This window comes from Vibrio hippocampi (assembly GCF_921292975.1).
Lineage (GTDB): Bacteria > Pseudomonadota > Gammaproteobacteria > Enterobacterales > Vibrionaceae > Vibrio > Vibrio hippocampi.
In genome coordinates this window covers 458,414-475,296 of record NZ_CAKLCM010000003.1, presented here as the reverse complement: position 1 = coordinate 475,296, position 16,883 = coordinate 458,414, and the positions used below count along the sequence as shown (strand labels likewise).

General features: G+C 46.7%; 18 protein-coding genes. 15 read left to right on the top strand and 3 right to left on the bottom strand.

The annotated features are described in order from the left end of the window. Positions 1-94: 94 nt before the first annotated feature. Entirely contained in the window at positions 95-1,027 is a 933-nt protein-coding gene (locus tag L9Q39_RS15215; RefSeq protein WP_237485952.1) for a LysR family transcriptional regulator, read from the top strand. On the opposite strand, the gene L9Q39_RS15210 is transcribed toward L9Q39_RS15215, so the two are convergent. Next, positions 1,022-1,573, bottom strand: a complete 552-nt coding sequence (locus tag L9Q39_RS15210; protein WP_237485951.1) for a sugar O-acetyltransferase — start codon at positions 1,571-1,573, stop codon at positions 1,022-1,024. The genes L9Q39_RS15215 and L9Q39_RS15210 overlap by 6 nt on opposite strands. A 209-nt stretch (positions 1,574-1,782) precedes the next feature. After that, positions 1,783-2,076 (bottom strand): hypothetical protein, encoded by a 294-nt coding sequence (locus L9Q39_RS15205; RefSeq protein WP_237485950.1) that lies wholly within the window; start codon positions 2,074-2,076, stop codon positions 1,783-1,785. A 225-nt stretch (positions 2,077-2,301) separates the two neighbouring features. On the opposite strand from L9Q39_RS15205, the gene L9Q39_RS15200 reads away from it, so the two are divergent. Together L9Q39_RS15200 and L9Q39_RS15195 are read left to right on the top strand one after the other, a co-directional pair. After that, positions 2,302-2,667: a hypothetical protein gene (locus L9Q39_RS15200; RefSeq protein ID WP_237485949.1), complete on the top strand. Its 366-nt coding sequence runs from the start codon at positions 2,302-2,304 to the stop codon at positions 2,665-2,667. A 189-nt stretch (positions 2,668-2,856) separates the two neighbouring features. Further along, complete coding sequence (locus tag L9Q39_RS15195; protein WP_237485948.1) at positions 2,857-4,320, top strand: coniferyl aldehyde dehydrogenase; 1,464 nt, start codon at positions 2,857-2,859, stop codon at positions 4,318-4,320. A gap of 89 nt (positions 4,321-4,409) precedes the next feature. Here L9Q39_RS15195 and L9Q39_RS15190 read toward each other — a convergent pair whose 3' ends face one another. Next, complete coding sequence (locus L9Q39_RS15190; RefSeq protein WP_237485947.1) at positions 4,410-5,474, bottom strand: methyltransferase; 1,065 nt, start codon at positions 5,472-5,474, stop codon at positions 4,410-4,412. 176 nt (positions 5,475-5,650) lie between these two features. Here L9Q39_RS15190 and L9Q39_RS15185 point away from each other — a divergent pair, with 176 nt between their 5' ends. From L9Q39_RS15185 to L9Q39_RS15130, 12 genes are all read left to right on the top strand, one after another. Next, positions 5,651-6,370, top strand: coding sequence for a beta-ketoacyl synthase chain length factor (locus tag L9Q39_RS15185; RefSeq protein ID WP_237485946.1), 720 nt, complete (start codon positions 5,651-5,653; stop codon positions 6,368-6,370). Next, entirely contained in the window at positions 6,370-7,137 is a 768-nt protein-coding gene (locus tag L9Q39_RS15180) for a lysophospholipid acyltransferase family protein (RefSeq protein WP_237485945.1), read from the top strand. Before L9Q39_RS15185 ends, L9Q39_RS15180 begins: the two co-directional genes overlap by 1 nt. A gap of 49 nt (positions 7,138-7,186) precedes the next feature. Then, entirely contained in the window at positions 7,187-7,453 is a 267-nt protein-coding gene (locus L9Q39_RS15175; RefSeq protein ID WP_237485944.1) for a phosphopantetheine-binding protein, read from the top strand. Between the two features lie 17 nt (positions 7,454-7,470). Further along, complete coding sequence (locus tag L9Q39_RS15170; RefSeq protein ID WP_237485943.1) at positions 7,471-7,728, top strand: acyl carrier protein; 258 nt, start codon at positions 7,471-7,473, stop codon at positions 7,726-7,728. Further along, positions 7,728-8,318 carry a COG4648 family protein gene (locus tag L9Q39_RS15165; RefSeq protein ID WP_237485942.1) on the top strand — a complete coding sequence of 197 codons (591 nt, stop codon included), beginning with the start codon at positions 7,728-7,730 and terminating at the stop codon, positions 8,316-8,318. The genes L9Q39_RS15170 and L9Q39_RS15165 overlap by 1 nt, the downstream gene beginning before the upstream one ends. A 5-nt stretch (positions 8,319-8,323) precedes the next feature. Continuing rightward, positions 8,324-9,718 (top strand): AMP-binding protein, encoded by a 1,395-nt coding sequence (locus tag L9Q39_RS15160; RefSeq protein WP_237485941.1) that lies wholly within the window; start codon positions 8,324-8,326, stop codon positions 9,716-9,718. A 5-nt stretch (positions 9,719-9,723) separates the two neighbouring features. Then, the gene (locus L9Q39_RS15155; protein ID WP_237485940.1) at positions 9,724-10,098 is read left to right on the top strand and encodes an ApeI family dehydratase; all 375 of its coding nucleotides are present in this window, start codon (positions 9,724-9,726) and stop codon (positions 10,096-10,098) included. Between the two features lie 4 nt (positions 10,099-10,102). Further along, positions 10,103-11,851 carry a glycosyltransferase family 2 protein gene (locus L9Q39_RS15150; protein ID WP_237485939.1) on the top strand — a complete coding sequence of 583 codons (1,749 nt, stop codon included), beginning with the start codon at positions 10,103-10,105 and terminating at the stop codon, positions 11,849-11,851. Next, the gene (locus L9Q39_RS15145) at positions 11,832-13,385 is read left to right on the top strand and encodes an HAL/PAL/TAL family ammonia-lyase (RefSeq protein ID WP_237485938.1); all 1,554 of its coding nucleotides are present in this window, start codon (positions 11,832-11,834) and stop codon (positions 13,383-13,385) included. Before L9Q39_RS15150 ends, L9Q39_RS15145 begins: the two co-directional genes overlap by 20 nt. Beyond that, complete coding sequence (locus L9Q39_RS15140) at positions 13,385-13,837, top strand: acyl-CoA thioesterase (protein ID WP_237485937.1); 453 nt, start codon at positions 13,385-13,387, stop codon at positions 13,835-13,837. Before L9Q39_RS15145 ends, L9Q39_RS15140 begins: the two co-directional genes overlap by 1 nt. Beyond that, positions 13,837-14,478 carry an outer membrane lipoprotein carrier protein LolA gene (locus L9Q39_RS15135; protein WP_237485936.1) on the top strand — a complete coding sequence of 214 codons (642 nt, stop codon included), beginning with the start codon at positions 13,837-13,839 and terminating at the stop codon, positions 14,476-14,478. Before L9Q39_RS15140 ends, L9Q39_RS15135 begins: the two co-directional genes overlap by 1 nt. Before the next feature lie 69 nt (positions 14,479-14,547). Next, positions 14,548-16,881 carry an MMPL family transporter gene (locus tag L9Q39_RS15130; RefSeq protein ID WP_237485935.1) on the top strand — a complete coding sequence of 778 codons (2,334 nt, stop codon included), beginning with the start codon at positions 14,548-14,550 and terminating at the stop codon, positions 16,879-16,881. Positions 16,882-16,883 lie beyond the last annotated feature (2 nt).

The following is a 16,883-nucleotide window of genomic DNA, read 5'->3' as shown; positions in this document are numbered from 1 at the left end:
TCATCAAGATTGCAATTAGATAAAAACAGATATGAATTACGATTTACATAGACAATAATCTAATAACAAATTCAGTCGTATGGAGTGGCTTAGCATGGCATCACGGTTACATGCTCATATTGGAACCTTTCGGCAGCTAGAGATTTTGCTGGCGGTCTTTGATGGCGGTAGCGTTAAGGCGGCATCGGAAACTCTGTTTTTGTCCCAGCCCACCGTATCAATGCAGTTGAAAAAGTTAACCGAGGCGATCGGTTTGCCTCTCTACCAACAGGTCGGTAAAAAGCTCAAATTTACTGATGCTGGGTTAGCGACCGTGCAAACGGCAAGGGCGATTTTACAAAGTTGTGAAGATCTGGATATGCAGCTTTCTAGCTTGCGAGGACTAAAATCCGGTACGTTGCGGTTAAGCGTTGTCACCACCGCTAAATACTTTATTCCCCATTTGTTGGGACCTTTTTGTCAACGCTATCCCGGCATCGATATTCAATTTACTATTGCCAACCGCCAGCAAGTGATTGAACGCCTTGAGCAAGGGCTGGACGATTTCTATGTGTTTAGTCATCTACCCAAGGGGCTTGATCTCGAAGTCACTGAATTTATGTCAAATGACTTGGTCGCGATAGCCCAAGCGGATCATCCACTGACACAAAAGCCCAAGGTCACGCTTGATGAGTTCTGCCAGTATGACTTCCTAATTCGCGAGATTGGTTCGGGAACTCGTCACTCAATAGAGTCCTTTTTTGAGCAACACAGCTGCCAGCCGAATATCAAAATGACCATTGCCAGTAATGAAGCGATTATTCACTCGGTATTGTCGCGATTGGGCGTGTCGATTTTATCCGCTCATACCTTAGCGTTCGGCGAGATTTATGATGTGAAAGTCATCAATGTGGAATCGCTGCCTATTCGCTCTCAGTGGTCGTTTTCATGGGCGAAAAACCAGAAGCTTTCACCCATTGCGCAAGTCTTTTTAGATTATGTTGAGACGGAAGGAAGAGACATTATGCAGCAAGCGGTCAAGCTATAACTGGCGTATTACTTTGGCGGGCACCCCTGCTACAACGCAGTTCGCCGCCACATCCTTAGTGACCACCGCGCCAGCGGCAACCACAACGTTATCGCCGATGGTGACATCAGATAAAACGGTCACCCCTGCGCCAAGCCAAACATCATTGCCAATGGTGATCGGACCGCAAGTTTCGAGACCTTGGGCACGTTGAACCCGATCCAAAGGGTGGTTGGCTGTGGACAGAGTTACGTTAGGTGCAAGCAAACAGTTGTCGCCAATCGTCACGGGGGCACTGTCTAAAATTGTGCAACCATGATTGGCAAAGAAGCCCTTGCCGACCTTTAAGTGATAGCCGTAATCGACAAAAAACGGTGCTTCAATGTGCAGATCGATTCGACCAAACAACTGCTTAAGAAGCTGCGAACGCTCAGGTGTATCTGGCTGGGTATTGTTGATTTGCATACAGAGGTGTTTGGCATAGCGACGCTCCTTCACCAATCCCTTATCATTAGCATCAAATAGGGTCACATTATCGGCAAGTTGCATTTTTTGCTTTTCGTTCATGGTCACTACCTCACGTCTGTTCGCTTCTCAGCGCTCGCTTATCCACTGAGTCCATAGCTATAGAATCTAGCACAATGGTCACAAGGTAATATCAATTAAGTGTCAGTGCCAACGTCATTCTTGATTGATGAGAAAGCTAGGTAGGATAACTCACAACAAAAAAGCACTCCGTGTTTGAGTGCTATTTTAATCTCAGTGACTTGCGAAAATTAGTTATAACGTATTGCGTCTTTATCAACAAACACGTTATCACCTAGCATGGTTTTCACTCTCACGTATCCTTTATAGCGAACCTTCACTTCGCCGATTCGCTTGCGATCAATAGAACGGCACTCTGACGGTAAGCCCTTTTTAAGGCGGTTTGTTGCTTTGCGAGCTAAAAACGTTTTCATCCCTGTTTCTGTCTGACAGATAACACGATCTTTTGGAATCGTGACTTTAGCGCCCGCGGCTGCGCCAGTGGAGATAACCAAGGTGGTCAAAAGTATAATCGCTTTTTTCATAATAACGTCTTAGGTTGCATGATGACTGCCTCATTATACAGAATGTCATTCCATTTTAAAGGTATTCACTCGATCAGTATTTTAGAAAGGTTTGCCGTTTCAAGTGGAACATTCGGTCTCCTTACTCTAATTTACAGATCATTAAATTTACAGGACGTCATATTGCAAAATAATTCAAGAGTGGTTATTCTCTAGGCTATTGAACTCACTCCAGAGAGAAATAACATGAAAAAGTCTATTCTATCCGCGGTATTAGTAAGCGTTGCGTTGGCTGGATTCAGCGTCGCTGGCACTGCTGAGGCTGCGCCGTATGTGAAGAAACACAAACGTGTTATTGGTAAGCCTGTCCCACACAGACCTGTTTACCGAGCACCCGTTCGCAAAGTCTATATTGGCAAGCCATACCACCGAGCGGGTTGGTCATACTGGGCACACCCAATCGCTTCAGCCGTTGCATTCGCTATTGTTGTCGATGCCGTAACTGGCGACTTGCAAGATGAACAAGGCAATGACGTTGTTGTGCTTGGAGATGGTGGTGAGGTAACCGCTACTTATGAAAAAGATGGTACGGTGTACATTATTACTCAGTAGTTGTAAGCTATTATTAAGTTGAGTAAAAAGGAGTCCGATATGGACTCCTTTTTTATGCAGTGAATACTAGCCTTTGATATCGCGATTTTTCCACTCCATTTCACGCAAAAACTGCATCAACGAGCTTCCAACTCTGTATCGCTTAAACCTAATAAAATAATAGACACAACAAAACTAAAGAGAAGTGCTATGTCCGTCATCAGCCCAGCTACCGCTCAAGAACGCCTGTCCCCACAACAATTCCCACAACAATTGTCCCCACAGCAGTTAGAGTCTCAGTTCTCTGCGATGAAAGCCGCCTATCACGCCCATCCAGCACCGAGCTATCAACAAAGAGTTGACGTATTAAAGCGCTTAAAACAAGCCATCATCGCCAACGAACAAGCTATCTACGACGCCCTCAAGCAAGATTACGGTTACCGTAGTGAATTCGATACCTTAATTGCCGACATTTTGCCTAGTGTCGCCAGCATCAACTATGCCATTAAGCACCTTAAAAAATGGATGAAGCCCTCTAAGCGCCATTCGGGACTGATGCTCGCGCCTTCCAAAGTGACGGTACATTATCAACCGCTGGGAGTGGTTGGAGTAATCACGCCTTGGAACTTCCCGTTCTTCTTAGCGTTTGGACCAACGGTGCAGGCTATCGCCGCAGGCAACCGTGTGATGATTAAAATGAGTGAGTTTACGCCCCATGCCAATAAGACGCTGGCAAAAGTGGTGACAGACGCAGAGTTGGAGCAACACATTCAAATCATCGAAGGGGAAGCCGATATTGGTGCGGCTTTCTCCGCCTTGCCTTTTGACCATCTTATTTTTACCGGGTCGTCAGCGGTGGGCAAACAGGTGGCACGCGCCGCGGCCGATAATCTGACGCCCATTACCCTAGAGCTTGGTGGCAAGTCTCCAACCATCATTGACAGTGATATCGACATCAATGTTGCTGTTGATGCGCTTATTTTGGGTAAGTCCCTTAACTCGGGTCAAATATGTGTCGCACCGGATTATATTTTTGTGCCTAAAGCACGGCAGCAAGAGCTTATTGATGTCTTTATTCAGCGTTACACCGAATACCATTTAGACAGCAAGGACAGCAATACGCAGACTCATATTGTCTCTGATCGACAATATGAGCGCTTAATGCACTTGTTAAATGACACTCAACAAAAAGGCGGGCAAATCCATCCCGTCAAAGAGATCGAGGCAGATCAAGGTCGACGTCTCTATCCTCATTTGGTGACCAATGTCACTGAGGAGATGGCGATTTTACAGCAAGAGATCTTCGGCTCAATTTTACCCATCATAAGCTACGACTCGATTGAAGAGGTCATTGATTACATCACCGCTCGACCAAGACCGCTTGCGCTCTACATTATGTCGGATAACCAAGCGTTGATTGATACCTTGCTCAGTCGCACCCACAGTGGCGGTGTCGCAATCAATGATACCGTGATGCACGTTGCTGCGGATGATGCGCCGTTTGGTGGTGTTGGCAATTCGGGGATCGGTCATTACCACGGCTTTGAAGGGTTTCAGACTTTCTCAAAGGCAAAGACCGTATTGCGCTCACGTTCGAAAATACCAAAAAACCGCTTTATTTTGAAAAACCGCAGCTTTGTCGCGAAAACCCTAAGAAAGTGGTTGCTTAGATAGCCAAGCTATCATTAAAAAGTACCTGATAAAAAAACGCCAACTTGTTGTGAGTTGGCGTTTTCTAACTGGAAAATGGTCAAACTGGCGCGTTAAATCGACAGCTTTAACAAGGTATGACCCAAACCAATATCATCGGTTCTTTCAACCAGTTTTAGACCCGCTTCTTCAACGATTTCTAGGAAGTCATCACTGCGATAGAAACGGCTGTTACCATTCGCTAAACAGGTGAAATAGAGTGAGGTGGCATTCAAGCTGTATTCGGCTGCTTGATATTTTTGCGCGTCAGGGAATAACTCAAGAATGTAGACCGTATCCCCTTGCTGTAACTGAGCTCTCACTTTCTTTAGAATGTTTAAGATCTCCATCGGCGAGAAACAATCCAAGAACTGACTCATCCACCAGACATCGGCACGTTCAGGTAACGTCTGAGCTTTATCCAACATATTGGCTGGGTGAGGTGTAACGCGACCAGCAAAACCCTGCTGTTCAATATTGTTCATCGCCACTTCAAGCTGCTGAGGAAGATCGACGATGGTAACTGCGACATCTGCATCGTGATGACAACACTGCAAAGCCCATTTACCGGTATTACCACCAATATCAACCAATCTTTGTGGTTTATCGGCAAACACCTTTTCCAGTAGTAGTGGGAAAGAGCGATCGGAATAGAAGTGATCGAACTTAAACCAACTCTGCTTCGCTTGTTCTGGCAATCGAGACAAACCTTGATAAATCGTGTCCCATTCGCCCAATTCTTTCAGACCGGCCGGTGTGCCCTCTTTGATCGCTTCCGTTAGATGCATCATTGCGGCGTAACAAACGTCGGCGGTAAAATCCATATTTGCCTGAGTCATACCATCGTGCAGCAAGAAGTGACCAAGGTTAGCCAAGGCATAGCTCGGTTTATCCCAAAGCACAATATGTGCGCTCACTGCCATGTCTAACAGTACTTTAACGCCATATTCTGAAACGCCAGTCGCGTCAGAAATCGCCGCAGCGTCTAAGCCAGACTGACCCGCTTTATCCAAAGCGTCTAGAATACCCAAATCTCTTAAGGTACGAGCGGTGTGAAAGACAATGGGAGCAAAAGAAAGCTTTTGAGCTTCCGTTTTTGCCTGAAATGCGTTGAACGGGTCTTGATTGTAATACGACACAGAGAAACCTAACTAATTATCAGAATGTATAGAGAAACGCGATCACCCACGTCAATTATTATCGTGAGTCAAGTCATCCAATGCGACAAGATTTTCATTTCTCTTTTGAGTGTATTGTGAAACTCATATATTATTCCGTTTAATAAGATAAAGTTCAATCTTTAACAATAGAACCTATGACAAAAATTAACCTAAATATAGATTGTTGGCGCGCGAACGCAGCTGGATTAAATACATTAGAACAGTGGAAAGATTGGACAAATAACAACCAATGGCCACAAGATGAAAAGATCGCAGTGGATAAAATACCCGCGATGATGCGTCGTCGAATGAGTAATTTAAGTAAACTCGCGACACAAACTGCGCTACAACTTTTAGAAACACAGCGTGTTGATTATATTGTTTTTTCTAGTCGACATGGTGAATTAACCCGCACCGCTAAGTTGATCGAAAGTATTTTGCAAGGCGAAGATGCCTCACCAATGGACTTCTCTCAGTCTGTGCACAACACGGCTGCGGGTCTGACGACAATTGCGGCCAAGCAACCTCTGCCGGTATCCTCCATCTCCGCTTCTGACAATAGCTTCCATATGGCATTGGTTGAAGCTTATATCTATCTTCACAATAATCCTGATCACAAAGTGTTATTGGTGGATTTTGATGAACCGTTACCTGAAATTTATAAGCAATTTGATTCTCACTACCATCAAGGATACAGCTTAGGCTTAATTCTTTCCTATGGTGATGAATTCACAATCAATAATATTATTAATTCTGCAAAAAACACTCTTCCACAGAGCCTAGAATTCTTGCATAATTACCTAACTGACAAATCAACATGGACCGTTCATTCATCCCATCAAAGTTGGCAATGGATTAGAAAAACTCGCAGTTAATGGATAAATTAAATCAGTATTGGCGTATTTGTAGCACGGGATTTTGCTTTTTTATCTTCGGATTAGGAGGCTTATTTCTTAGCTTTATTGTCATTCCTATAATACACATCATCACTTCTGATACTGTCTCAAGAGAATATCGCGTTCAGGCAGCCATCCAGTTCTGCTTTGACGCTTTCTGTCGTTTAATGAAGTTCACTGGCGCTATAGATTATAAGATCATCGGTGCAGAGCTTTTGCAGCAAGATCGCGACTGTCTTATTGTCGCCAATCATCCTTCGCTGATTGACTATGTGCTCATTGTTTCGCAGCTAAAACGCTGTGATTGCCTAGTAAAATCGGCGTTATGGTCGAACCCTTTTATTAAACACGTTGTTAAAGCGGCCGGATATATACCGAATGAAGCCTCGGAAGATCTCCTGAGTACCTGTAAAGAGAGACTGGCTAAAGGTAATGTACTGCTGCTCTTTCCTGAAGGGACTCGCACCACTCCGGGCGTACCCTCTAAATTGCAACGTGGTGCGGCGCAAATTGCGGTGCGAACCGTCACCGATGTCCGCATTGTTCACATTACGGTTTCAGAACCATTTTTAACCAAGCAAGGCAAGTGGTACCAAGTGCCCGCTAAAAAGGCGACATTCACCATAGAAGTAAAGGATAAGGTTGAGGTTGCTCCGATTATCAAGCAAACTACCCACCATTCAATCGCTGCAAGACGCCTGCAGCAGCAACTGTCCGATGGTCTTTTCCCCGAACAAAACGAGTGACCTGAACCAACATTTATAACCCGAACAACACTGACAAAGAGCAAACACTGTGGAAACTTTACACAACCAAATCAAACAACTAATCATTGACGCCCTTAATCTAGAAGATCTCTCTGTTGACGATATTGAAACAGAAGCACCACTTTTTGGTGACGGTGGTCTAGGTCTTGACTCAATTGATGCGCTTGAACTCGGTTTGGCGATCAAAAAACAATACAACATTGTGATTGATGCCGATGACAGTAATACTCGTGTGCATTTCGCCTCAGTCGCTAATCTTGCAAGCTATGTAAGCTCTCAGACATCTGACGCGTAATTGATAGGAACAATAAGATGACTGAAGTAACCAAAGAACAAGTATTTAACCAAGTCAAAGACGCCTTGGTAGAACTCTTTGAAATCGACGTTGAAGACATTCAGCCGGATGCTCACCTTTATCAAGATCTTGACCTTGATAGCATTGATGCCGTTGACCTTGTGGTTCACCTGCAAAATGTCACAGGTAAAAAAATCAAACCTGATGAGTTTAGCGCTGTACGCACCGTTGATGACGTAGTTGAAGCGGTCACTGAGCTACTCAAGGAATCCTAATGCGTAAGCTTTTGACAGCGCTCTCGGCGCTTGTCTTAGCTGTGTATCCCTTTGTTATCTACTTAGGCATCGAGCAATACGGTTTAAATATCATTGGTGGGGTTCTGATTGGTGCCCTACTACTAAGATTGATATTTGCTCGTCAGAGCAAAGTGGCGCAGCTCAAGTATTTCGCAGGGGTAAGCGCCATTATCGGCGTGTCTCTGGTCGCTCTCGATCTACTGCTAAAGCAATATCGTTTAATGCTGTTCTACCCCGTCGTGGTAAATGCCTGCATGCTAATGGTTTTTGCGGCAAGTTTATGGCAAAAGCAGAGCATCATTGAACGTTTGGCTCGGTTACAACAACCCGACTTAGCTCCGTCCGGGGTTCGCTACACTCGCAAGGTGACCCAAGTTTGGTGTCTGTTTTTTATTGTTAACGGCGCTATTGCCTTCTATAGCTGTTTTCAATCTCTAGAAGTATGGACGCTCTATAACGGCTTAATTGGATACCTCGGTGCTGGCACTCTGTTTGTGGTGGAATGGCTGATTCGTCAAGTGGTACAGAAAAAACATCAAGCTTGCGACGACAAGCAAAAAGCAAGGTGAACAGTGTGACTCATCCTCGATTCAGCTCTCTGGCTGATTTGCTCAATTCACAACGCCGACCAGAAACCTTGGTGGCGTTTGAGTCTGATAAAAACTACACATGGCAAGCACTGCAAGCGGATGTATTGTTTGTTTGTGAACAACTCGACAAATCCACCGCTCAGCGTGTCGCTCTCTGTTTTGCCGATAGCTACCGGTTTTCTGTGGCATTTCTTGCCTGCTGTTATAGCGGTAAGCAGTTGGTTTTGCCCGGTAACTATCAACCCGAAGCCATTAACGAGCTACAACAAGAGTTTGATCTCCTGCTCCATGATGATGCCATTGCAACCGATAAACTCACGGTGGCAACACAAGCTTTAACGCTGTCTCTATTGACGGATACCGCCGTCAATAAAACAGCTGTCACAAAAACATGGCCAACACTTGAGCCAAAGAGCATCAGTTTGACCCTATTTACCTCGGGTTCAAGTGGCAAGCCGAAAGCCATTGTGAAAAGCCTGCATCAACTCGATGCTGAGGTACAGATACTGGAATCTCTTTGGGGCGAGAAAATTGCCCAAGCCCAGATCCACAGTACGGTTTCGCACCAGCATATCTATGGCTTGCTGTTCAGACTGCTTTGGCCGCTCTGTACCGGACGCCCTTTTTATAGCAAAAATCTTGAATTTCCTGAGCAAGTTGTCGCCAATGCCAATAAGGATACCGTCCTTATCAGCAGCCCTGCGCTATTAAAACGCCTGAGTGAAGAACACAGCTCACGCCCGATGGGAGCGATCTTTTCTTCCGGCGGTCCGTTGCATAACGTTGCCGCCAACCACGCTTTCAAAATATTCGGACAACTGCCGATTGAAGTGTTTGGCAGTACCGAAACAGGCGGTATCGCCTATCGCAGTCAACATACTGCCAGCGAGCTTTGGACGCTGTTCCCGACGGTGGCAGCGGTGCTAAACGGTGAAAACTGCTTGCGACTAAAAGCAGAGCACATCAATGGTGACCAGTGGTATCAAACCGCCGATCAGTGCCACTTTCATGATGAGCATCACTTCGAACTGCAAGGTCGCACCGACCGAGTCGTGAAAATCGAAGAAAAGCGCATTTCTCTGGTTGAAGTCGAAAAGCGATTAGAGCAGCTTGATTGGATTGCCGAATCAGCGGTAGTGACGATGGAACAAGGCACTCGCCTCGCTTTAGTCGCCGTGCTCGTCATGACACCTCAAGGTCAACAGCACCTCGATGAGATAGGTAAAAGCCAATTTTGGCTACAACTTCGCGCACAACTGCGGCAGTGGCTTGAGCCTATTGCGATCCCTCGGCGTATTCGCATCTTAGATGCGATTCCTCTCAATAGCCAAGGTAAACGTCAATTGGCGATGATTGAATCTCTTTTTAAGGGCCAATAATAGATATGGATAAACGTAAACCGACTCTTATTCGCCACACCGTGCAAGACAACCATGCTGAGCTTGAGTTGCGGGTCGATGGTGACATTCTCTATTTCCAAGGTCACTTTGATCAATTTAAATTGCTTCCTGGCGTCGCTCAAGTCGATTGGGCGGTGTTTTACGCCCGCCAATATCTCAATACCCCCAGCGCATTTAAAGGTATGGAGGTGATCAAGTTCCAAGAACCGATCCTGCCAGATGCTGAAGTGACACTGAGCTTGACTTGGGATGAGGACAAACAGAAATTAGCGTTCAAATATACGTCGATGGATGGTGAGCGCCTTGCCGTTCATGCCTCTGGAAAAATGAAACTCGCTCAGCCAGACGCAGAGGAATAGCGACGTGAGTAACTACCAAGCCTGTTTTTTGATTCCATGCTACAACCACGGCAGCACAGTGGCTGACGTGATCGCCTCTCTGCAACCGTTTGAATTGCCCTTTATTCTTGTTGATGATGGTAGCGATTTGCCCACCCAACAAGTACTGGCGTCTCTGGCAGAACAAAGCAATGTGGAATTGGTGCGTCTGGATCAAAACCAAGGTAAAGGTGGCGCTGTGATGGCAGGGATCCGTCAAGCGCAGACATTGGGCTATAGCCATGTGATTCAGATCGATGCCGATGGTCAACATGATATTGATGCGCTACCCAAGCTCATGCAGGCGTCACAACATCATCCAGAGCGTCTTATTTCTGGGCAACCGATCTATGATGACAGCGTACCGAAATCTCGCCTTTATGGTCGCTACGCAACCCACATTTGGGTCTGGATTGAAACCCTTTCTTTTTCAATTAAAGACAGCATGTGTGGTTTCCGCGCCTACCCGGTCAAGCAAACCGTCGTGACACTCGATAAGTATCAAATTGGTCGTCGTATGGATTTCGATATCGAGATCTTGGTTCGTATGTATTGGCAAGGGGTCGATATCGACTTCGTTGAAACTCGAGTCATCTATCCGGAAGGGGGCATTTCTCACTTCGATGCGCTGTGGGATAACCTGAAAATCAGTTGGATGCATACGCGGCTGTTTTTTGGCATGCTGCCTCGAATTCCTGCGCTACTGGCTCGTAAACGACCACCCGCGAGTTCACAAGATACGGCAACACAAGGTTCGGCAACGCAAAACACGACTAGCACACACTGGTCAAAGCGAAGCGAACAAGGCACGATTATCGGCATCAAGTGCCTATTGACCATCTATAAACTGTTTGGTCGTAAGGCATTTGATTACATACTTAGATTGGTGATTCGCTATTACCATATGACGGGTAAACAGTCCCGAGCAGCCTCTGAGCTTTACTTGCAACAGCTACAAAGTCATGCAAAGCAGCAACAGATTGAACTGCCTCAACCGCTTGATAGCTATCAGCATTTGCTATCTTTTGGTCGCACCATGCTCGACAAACTCGCGGCTTGGAGTGGCGATTTCAGTTTTGATAATCTCACCATTCATGGGCAGCAGCATGTTGACCAGATCCTAGCGCAAGACCAAGGGGTTTTGATTCTTGGTTCGCATCTCGGCAACCTAGAACTATGCCGCGCATTGAGCAAACACTACAGCAGTGTCAAGATCAACGCGCTGGTGTTTACCGAACACGCCGAACGCTTTAATTCGGTGATGAAGGCGGTCAATCCTGACTCTGAACTCAATCTTATCCAAGTCAGCTCCATGGGACCTGACACTGCCATTATGCTGCAACAAAAAATTGAGCAAGGGGAATGGGTGGTGATTGTTGGTGACCGCACCTCCACCACTCAAGAAACTCGCTCGATATATAGCGACTTTTTAGGTAAACCCGCTCCGTTTCCAACCGGTCCATTTATGTTGGCATCGGTACTGGAAGCGCCGGTTTATCTTCTTTTTGGATTGCGCGACGACAGCAGCGAGCAAGCGCATTTTGACGTCCACTTTGAACCGTTTTGCGATAAAGTGACGCTGCCTCGAAAAACTCGTCAACAAGCGCTGCAATCGGTCGTCGACCATTATGCGCAACGACTCGAATATTTCACCCTGAAAGCCCCGCTTCAGTGGTATAACTTTTTCAATTTTTGGACCTTAAGTGATCAAAGCGATGAACCAACAAAAAAATAACTGTATAACTTTTGGCGCAGACCGATTAACGATTGAACAGATCGTTGCTATTGCACAAGGTGCTAACGCCAACCTCAACTCATCGCCGGACTTTATTGCCAAGATCGACCGTGGCGTCGCGTTCCTTGAGCGTCTGCTTAAAGAAGAAGGCGTGATTTATGGTGTCACCACTGGCTACGGAGACTCTTGCACCGTGGCGATCCCGCCAAGCTTGGTCGATGAGCTACCACTTCATCTCACCCGTTTCCACGGTTGTGGTCTGGGTGAAGTACTGAATCATGAACAGGCGCGTGCAGTATTAGCCACGCGTCTATGCTCACTAGCGCAAGGTGTATCGGGTGTGACTCACGATCTGTTGAACCAAATCGTTACCCTGATCAATCAAGATATTGCGCCGCGTATTCCACAAGAAGGCTCTGTAGGTGCCAGTGGCGATTTGACGCCACTTTCTTATCTAGCAGCGGCGCTGATTGGTGAGCGCGATGTTATCTATAAAGGTGAGGTTCGCCCGACGGCTGAGGTGTTTGCTCAACTCGGTATTAAACCGATTCAGCTTAAGCCAAAAGAAGGTTTAGCGCTGATGAACGGCACTTCGGTCATGACTGCACTGGCTTGTTTAGCCTATAAACGCGCTGAGTATTTGGCTCAATTAACCACCAAGATCACGGCGCTCGTGTCTGTTGGGATGCAAGGCAACGACTTCCACTTCGATGAAGCGCTGTTTGCCGTGAAACCTCATCCGGGTCAACAACAGATTGCCGCTTGGCTGCGTCACGATCTCAATGCAGAACGTCCACCGCGTAACAGTGACCGATTACAAGATCGCTACTCATTGCGCTGTGCTCCGCATGTCATTGGTGTGGTGCAAGACTCGCTGCCTTGGCTGCGTCAGTTGATCGAAAACGAACTAAACAGTGCCAACGATAACCCAATCATTGATGGTGACAACGAACGCGTATTGCATGGTGGACACTTCTACGGTGGTCATATCGCCATGGCAATGGATACCTTAAAAACCGGTATTGCTAACCTTGCGGATCTATTAGACCGTCAGATGGCACAGCTGATGGACTACAAGTTTAACAACGGATTGCCGTTTAACCTCACTGGTGCAGAAGGTGAGCGTAAACCGATCAACCACGGCTTTAAAGCGGTACAGATTGGCATTTCAGCGTGGACAGCAGAAGCGCTGAAACACACCATGCCTGCCAGCGTGTTCTCTCGCTCGACCGAATGTCACAACCAAGATAAAGTGAGCATGGGCACCATTGCCGCCCGCGACTGTTTACGTGTATTGGAGCTAACCGAACAGGTAGCATCCGCATCGCTGCTGGCTAGTATTCAAGCGATTGAGATACGTCGCCGACATAACGAACTCGATGAACACCATATGAGTGACAATCTAAAGTCTATCCGTGAGGCAGTGCTGAGTGAGTTTGAATTTGTGTCAGAAGACCGCCCACTAGAGCATGACCTGCGCCACTTTATGCAACGAATTCAAACGCGTCATTGGGCGCTTTATCCGGAGGCTTAATGGAGAAGCAAGCTGTCGCGTTTCCATTGCAAGCAGAGGTCACCTTGGTTACCTCGTTTCAGGACGCCGACCCGATGGGGGTCATTTATCACGGCAACTACTTCCGCTTTTTTGAGGAAGTTCGCCGCGTCATGATGGATAAATTGGAATACGGTTATCTCGCGATGAATGATTCAGGCTATATGTGGCCGATTATTGATACCCGAGTAAAGTACGTTAAAGCCATCCCGTTCAATCACACTATCCGTATTGTCGGCACACTGACCGAATGGGAAAACCGATTGCGTATCGACTTTGTGATCTATGATGCCGATACAGGTCAACGCATGTGCAAAGCCTACACCACTCAGGTTGCGGTCTCTGTAGCCGATCAAGCCATGTGTTTTGCTTCGCCTAAAGTGTTTATTGATAAGGTAGAAACTTGGCACCGTCACGGGAGTATCAACCCATAATGCGTATTCTAGTCACCCTATGCACCAGATTGTCGCTGAGTCTGTCAATACTGAGCCTATTAATGGTAAGCCTGCCAAGTTGGGCTCAGGTGTCAGATTTGAACTCATTGCAGCAGCAACTGGCAAAACATAGCGTGGTTCGGGGTGACTTTACTCAACTGCGCCATCTTGCCATGTTCCAGCAGCCGCTTTCGTCTGAAGGGAATTTTCTGCTAAGTAAAGAGTACGGTCTGTTGTGGCAGCAGCAGACGCCCTTTTCTGTGCAACTGACACTGACTCAAGACAAGCTACGTCAACGGTTTGCTAACCAAGAGGCGCAAGTGGTCACGGCAGACGCCAATCCAATGGCTTTCTATTTTAGTCGCGTCTTTCTTGCGGTTTTTCAGGGTGACACTTCAGCGCTAGAACAAGAATTTACCTTGCAGTTTACAAGCGACAATGGTCAATGGCAGTTGCAACTCACGCCGATAAAAGCACCACTCAATGCGGTGTTTGCCAGCATTGAGTTGTCAGGCAGTGACTATATCGACCGACTGGCGTTGGTTGAATTGCGCGGCGATAAAACCGAGATACTGTTTAGCCAGCAAAGCCATGAGCCAGCGCAATTAACGCCTCAAGAAAGCGAACAATTTGGACTTTAATGGCATACTCAATCAGATATTAACGTCTGGTTTTACTCACCCCATTAGCTGTTGAGAATAACGACTAGGATGAAGCGACTCCCTTTACCTTCCATCACGGTTCGAGCCTATACTTGGCTTGGTTTGGTGCTACTTTGCATCGCTCTGTTGATCAAACAGTGGATGGGCGCTGTGACGCCGATTGAAACCGATATTCTCAAGCTATTGCCGAAAAGTCAGCAAAATCCCATCGTTGATCAAGCGTTTCAATCCGTGGCCGACAATCTGAGTAATAAGGTCGTGTTTGCCCTCACCGCCCCAAGTGAACAACAGCTATTCTCAGCAGCGGAGCAATTCACCGCTCAACTGGGTCAAAGTGCTTGGTTTCATGGCGTAACGGGTAAGGTAGACCAAGAAAAACAAGCTCAATGGAGCCGCTACTATTTTCAACATCGGTTCCAAAACCTGACTGAAGCACAACGCACTCGCTTACAACAAGCACCTGAGCAACAAGTGACCGCGGTGATTCAGCAAGTTTACAATCCGTTCTCTGGCGTCACTGGCAGTGAACTTAATAGCGACCCTTTCTTATTATTTCGTGAATACTTGGGGCAAGTGAATCAACTCTCGCAAAGTTTGACGCTAAAAAATGACTACCTTTATCGCGAGTTTAACCAACAACCCTATATCATGGTGATGGCGCAACTAACGCCCTCTCCTTACAGTACCCAAGGCTCAGAAGCGGTGGCTTTTATTTCTGAGCTAGAAACGCAGTTACAACAGCAATTTCAAGCCAGCGTCAGTCATACTGGCGTAGTATTTTATGCTGACTTCGGCACGCAGAGCGCCAAATCCGAAATCAGTACCATTGGCGTCGTCTCTCTGCTTGGGGTGATCTTGTTGATCCTCAGCGTGTTCCGCAGTGCCACGCCGTTATGGCTGGCTCTGCTGTCCATTGGCGTCGGTCTACTTCTGGCACTGACCGCGACGATACTCGTTTTTGGTAAGGTTCATCTGTTCAGTTTAGTGTTTGGTGCCAGTCTGATTGGGGTGTCAATCGATTACGCCTTCCACTATTTGACTGAACGCTTAACCGCCGGAACATCTTGGAATAGTGAAGCTGGCTTAAAGCACATTTTTATTGCCATTACTCTTGGTCTGCTCACCAGTTTAGTGGGCTATCTCGGTATGCTGATCGCCCCTTTCCCGGGTTTGCAGCAGCTAGCGGTATTCTCTTCTGTTGGCTTAATCGCCGCCTACGCCACGGTTGTCTGTTGGTATCCGGTATTAGCTCGCCGCGCAAGTAAGCCTCATCAAGCGTTGGGGACGACGTTGTGGCAATCTTGGTTTCAGTTTTGGTCAAAGCCGAGTGTGAGAGTCGTGCTTCCCGGCACGGTTCTATTGATTGGACTGGTATTGTTAACGCAAACTCACTATGACGATGATATTCGTCAGCTGCAAGCGTTGCCAAAATCGATCAAACAGCAAGAGCAGCTTATCGCGCAGATTACCGGTCAAGATGCCTCGCAACAGATGTTGCTGGTAACCGCAGCGGACAATGAAACCTTGTTAACCAAACTGGAATCGTTACAGCCTCAACTGACCCAATGGCAAGCGCAAGGTGTGATCCGCGGTTATCAGTCGCTAACGCAGTACATCAAATCGGTAGAGACTCAGTTGCAAGACTATCAACTGATCCAGTCACTGTATCAAACGCAGGGTGAGCGTTTAGCGACATCGCTTAATTTGACCCAAGCACCGACGCTAGAGCAAACCTTTAGCCCGATGACACTATCGGATTTTATCGCCTCTCCCGTCTCTGAGCCGGTACAATTTCTCTATTTAGGCCAGCTAAACAGCGACTCAAACCCGTCCAGTATCGCTGCGGCAATCACATTAAATAATCTCACCGACAGCGCGGTGATGAAACAATTTGCTCAACAACAGAGCGATATTTTCTATTTGAATAAAGCTGAAGAAGTGTCGAGCTTATTTGCGGAGTATCGAATCAAAATATTTGAGCTGTTAGCCATTGCGCTGGGGGTTATTCTTATCGTGCTGTCACTGCGCTATAAAATAAAACATGCGCTGATGATTCTGCTACCCTCTGTGATCGCCTGTGTCGCCAGTATTGCCATCACGGCCTTGACTGGCTCAACACTCAATTTATTTAATTTGCTGGCGCTGATATTAATCGTCGGTATTGGCGTGGACTACACGTTATTCTTTGCGGAAAAACGACAAAGCTATAGCACACTGCTTGCTGTCACTCTGTCCGCTATCACCACTATGCTCTCTTTCGGTTTGTTGGCGCTCAGTGATACCCACGCTATCCACAGTTTCGGCTTAACCGTATTGAGTGGCATTTTCTTCGCTTGGTTACTGGCACCGTTGGCGATTTTACCTAAACGGTTGGAGTCATAGGT

Excerpts from the sequence above, each read along its gene's own strand:
- L9Q39_RS15215 (WP_237485952.1), top strand. The coding sequence starts at position 95 with ATGGCATCACGGTTACATGCTCATATTGGAACCTTTCGGCAGCTAGAG.
- L9Q39_RS15210 (WP_237485951.1), bottom strand. The coding sequence starts at position 1,573 with ATGAACGAAAAGCAAAAAATGCAACTTGCCGATAATGTGACCCTATTT.
- L9Q39_RS15205 (WP_237485950.1), bottom strand. The coding sequence starts at position 2,076 with ATGAAAAAAGCGATTATACTTTTGACCACCTTGGTTATCTCCACTGGC.
- L9Q39_RS15200 (WP_237485949.1), top strand. The coding sequence starts at position 2,302 with ATGAAAAAGTCTATTCTATCCGCGGTATTAGTAAGCGTTGCGTTGGCT.
- L9Q39_RS15195 (WP_237485948.1), top strand. The coding sequence starts at position 2,857 with ATGTCCGTCATCAGCCCAGCTACCGCTCAAGAACGCCTGTCCCCACAA.
- L9Q39_RS15185 (WP_237485946.1), top strand. The coding sequence starts at position 5,651 with ATGACAAAAATTAACCTAAATATAGATTGTTGGCGCGCGAACGCAGCT.
- L9Q39_RS15180 (WP_237485945.1), top strand. The coding sequence starts at position 6,370 with ATGGATAAATTAAATCAGTATTGGCGTATTTGTAGCACGGGATTTTGC.
- L9Q39_RS15170 (WP_237485943.1), top strand. The coding sequence starts at position 7,471 with ATGACTGAAGTAACCAAAGAACAAGTATTTAACCAAGTCAAAGACGCC.
- L9Q39_RS15165 (WP_237485942.1), top strand. The coding sequence starts at position 7,728 with ATGCGTAAGCTTTTGACAGCGCTCTCGGCGCTTGTCTTAGCTGTGTAT.
- L9Q39_RS15155 (WP_237485940.1), top strand. The coding sequence starts at position 9,724 with ATGGATAAACGTAAACCGACTCTTATTCGCCACACCGTGCAAGACAAC.
- L9Q39_RS15145 (WP_237485938.1), top strand. The coding sequence starts at position 11,832 with ATGAACCAACAAAAAAATAACTGTATAACTTTTGGCGCAGACCGATTA.
- L9Q39_RS15140 (WP_237485937.1), top strand. The coding sequence starts at position 13,385 with ATGGAGAAGCAAGCTGTCGCGTTTCCATTGCAAGCAGAGGTCACCTTG.
- L9Q39_RS15135 (WP_237485936.1), top strand. The coding sequence starts at position 13,837 with ATGCGTATTCTAGTCACCCTATGCACCAGATTGTCGCTGAGTCTGTCA.
- L9Q39_RS15130 (WP_237485935.1), top strand. The coding sequence starts at position 14,548 with ATGAAGCGACTCCCTTTACCTTCCATCACGGTTCGAGCCTATACTTGG.